The sequence below is a fragment of the Mycobacterium sp. E1386 genome (genome assembly GCF_001672745.1).
Classification (GTDB): domain Bacteria; phylum Actinomycetota; class Actinomycetes; order Mycobacteriales; family Mycobacteriaceae; genus Mycobacterium.
Map to the genome: position 1 here is coordinate 1 of NZ_LZKH01000193.1, position 2,627 is coordinate 2,627.

The following is a 2,627-nucleotide window of genomic DNA, read 5'->3' on the forward strand; positions in this document are numbered from 1 at the left end:
GACCTGCGCGAGATCCTCGCCCCCGAATACGCGACCCGGGCCCGGGAACTCGCCAGCCGGATGACGACCCCTGCCGAGAGCGTCGCTAAGGCCGCCGATCTCTTGGAAAAGGCTGCCCGTGAGAAGCCTTCCGACTGAAGCGCTTGCTTAACGAGCCGGCTTGATCAGCAGGCCCTGCCCCGTGGGCAACGCGCAGATCTTTACACCCAGTTCATCTGCCACCGCATCCATGGCGGCGCGCTGCTCGTCGCGCCCCCGGTTCGCGTAGTCATCCAAGAGCACGAAGGCACCGGGAGTGAGCCGTGGCCAGAAATAGCGCAGTGCGGCGACTTCCGGTGGGGCGCAGTTCATGTCAATGTGCAGATAGGCCACGGTTTTCGCGTCGACCTCGTCGAGCGTCTCCGGGACCGCACCGACGATGATGCGGTGGTTATGCCACTCCGCGAAATTCGCGCGGACACTGTCGACTCCGCTGGCGTACATACCGTTGCGCAGGTGATCTTCACTGATCTCCAGTGCCCCGGCCCGGCGTTCGCTCTCGGTGACGAAGCGTGGATCCAGTCCGGCGAAGGTATCGAGCAAGTAGAAGGTCTTCCCCAGCTGGTCCCAGTCCAGGTACTCCATGATGGCGCTGCTCAGGAACCCGTAGCTCACGCCGCATTCGACGAAGTCGCCGTCAAGCTTGCTGGCGCTGGCCGCCGCCCACAGCCCCACGTGCACGCGCCACTGCCACTGATACCAGTCCTCTTTGCCCAGGGATCGGGCACCGCGCCGGTAGGCGCGCTGGAAGTCGGGATCGTCCAAAAACGCGTGGTAGTTGTTGAACGTGACCAACGCGTCGTTGGCGTAAACGTCGGGGAGAATGGTCCGCGCGAGCCAATACTCGGTGCGTACCCACCACATCCGCAGGCGGGTTCCGGTTGTCAGCCCTGATGCCACGGCGGCAACCATAACACTCGCGGACACCTCAGCCGCGACGAATTCGACGGGTTCACCGGCTCGTCAGCCCTAGGAGCAAAGCTTTTGGCAGCCACGAACTTTCAAACTGGACACTCGGACGCGGTCTACTTGCGCCACAGCACGCCGGTGCCGTCGATCTCGACGATCTCCGCGGTCACGCCGTGCTTTTCGCGGTAGTCCGTCACCGCTTGCTCGCATGCCTTGATCGCGTGATAGTCGTCGACGATGCAGAAGCCTCCGGGTGACAGCCGCGGATAAAGCGCGTCGAGCGCCTGGATCGTCGACTCGTACAGGTCGCCGTCCAGCCGCAGAACCGAGATGCGATCGATGGGTGCGTCCTGCAAGGTGTCCTTGAACCAGCCCGGAACGAACCGAACCTGGTCGTCGAGCAGCCCGTACCGCTCGAAGTTGGATCTGACCTCGGACTCGGGAATTCCCAGGATGCGCGCGTGCCGGTGCAGCGTAATCCCTTTGTCCTGCTTGTAGTTTGCGACATCGGGCGGCGGTACGCCGGCGAACGAGTCACACAGCCACACGCAGCGCTTTTCATCCCCGTGGGCGGCCAGGACGGCCCGCATCAAGATCGACGCCCCGCCGCGCCACACGCCGCACTCCACCAGGTCGCCGGGGATGTCCTCTTCCAGCACCGTCTCCACGCAATGCTGCAGGCTCGTCAGCCGCTGCATACCGATCATCGTCAAGGCATCCGCCGGCCAATCCAGCCCCAGATCTCGCGCGTGCTTATTGAACGGGCGCTTGCGGACGAGCATGAGATTGCGGGTGCTGAACAAGGGGCGCCCCAAGCGGTACCAGCCCACCGGCACCAGCTCGTCATTGCCGTACCGGGTCAAATCGCGTCGGAGCAAGTCCAGGTACGCAAACCGCGTGTCGTGGTCAGTCACGGCCAAAGCTGCCCCTTAATCCGCATGCCAGTACTCCCGGTCATGAGCCTAGACGTCCGTCGACGCCCTCAATGCGTTTCGCAGTCTATCCACTAACTTGGTCCGAATTGCCAACTTGCACCTCGGGCCATCGCGATCTCAGGGACTACGCTTCACTCCGGCGGCGCGATCACAGCGCCCCGAGCGGGTGAAGCTCTCCAGCAGATCGACGGCGCGCCCCACGCTGTCAGCGGGCTTGGTCATTTGGGCAGAGATCTCGCGCGCCCGAGCGGCGTACTCGGGGGCGAGGATCATGCGCAGGTCTTTGACCAGCGTTTCGGGGGTGGTCGACGAGAAGCGGCGGGATGTGCCCACCTTCAATTGTTTGATGTGGGACCCCCAGAACGGCTGGTCTCCCGCGGTCCAAAGGATCAACGTCGGGATTCCGGCTCGCAGACCCGCAGCCGTGGTTCCGGAGCCACCGTGGTGGACGACCGCGCGACATGCCGGGAAGATCTTTGTGTAGTTCACCACGCCCACGACTTTGACGTGGTCGAAATGCGGCACGCCGCTGAAATCGGTTCCGCCGAAACATAAGAGCGCCCGCTCGCCTAGCTTCGCGCAGGCCTTACTGATCATTTCGACTGTGGCGGAAGCGGATTCGAGGGGGATGCTGCCCGAACCAAAGCAGATCGGCGGTGTTCCCGCGGCGATCCACGACGCTACGTCCTCATCGGCGTCGGTGGTCAACTCCATCGTCAGCGCGCCGACGAAGGGCCGTCGGTC

The 2,627-nt window shown here is 63.8% G+C and carries 3 protein-coding genes and 1 pseudogene; 1 reads left to right on the plus strand and 3 read right to left on the minus strand.

Annotated elements, in window-relative coordinates; genetic code table 11:
- Positions 1–138: pseudogene (locus A5709_RS28525) on the plus strand (hypothetical protein); the annotation flags it as partial.
- A 9-nt stretch (positions 139–147) separates the two neighbouring features.
- On the opposite strand, the gene A5709_RS19615 reads toward A5709_RS28525, so the two are convergent.
- The 3 genes from A5709_RS19615 to A5709_RS19625 form a co-directional block, all read right to left on the minus strand.
- Positions 148–951 (minus strand): class I SAM-dependent methyltransferase, encoded by an 804-nt coding sequence (locus A5709_RS19615; RefSeq protein WP_068121792.1) that lies wholly within the window; start codon positions 949–951, stop codon positions 148–150.
- Positions 952–1,064: 113 nt separating this feature from the next.
- Positions 1,065–1,868: a TylF/MycF/NovP-related O-methyltransferase gene (locus A5709_RS19620; RefSeq protein WP_068121796.1), complete on the minus strand. Its 804-nt coding sequence runs from the start codon at positions 1,866–1,868 to the stop codon at positions 1,065–1,067.
- 132 nt (positions 1,869–2,000) lie between these two features.
- Positions 2,001–2,627, minus strand: a 627-nt coding sequence (locus A5709_RS19625; RefSeq protein ID WP_369827382.1) for a glycosyltransferase, incomplete at its 5' end; no start/stop codon positions are given.

Excerpts from the sequence above, each read along its gene's own strand:
- A5709_RS19615 (WP_068121792.1), bottom strand. The coding sequence starts at position 951 with ATGGTTGCCGCCGTGGCATCAGGGCTGACAACCGGAACCCGCCTGCGG.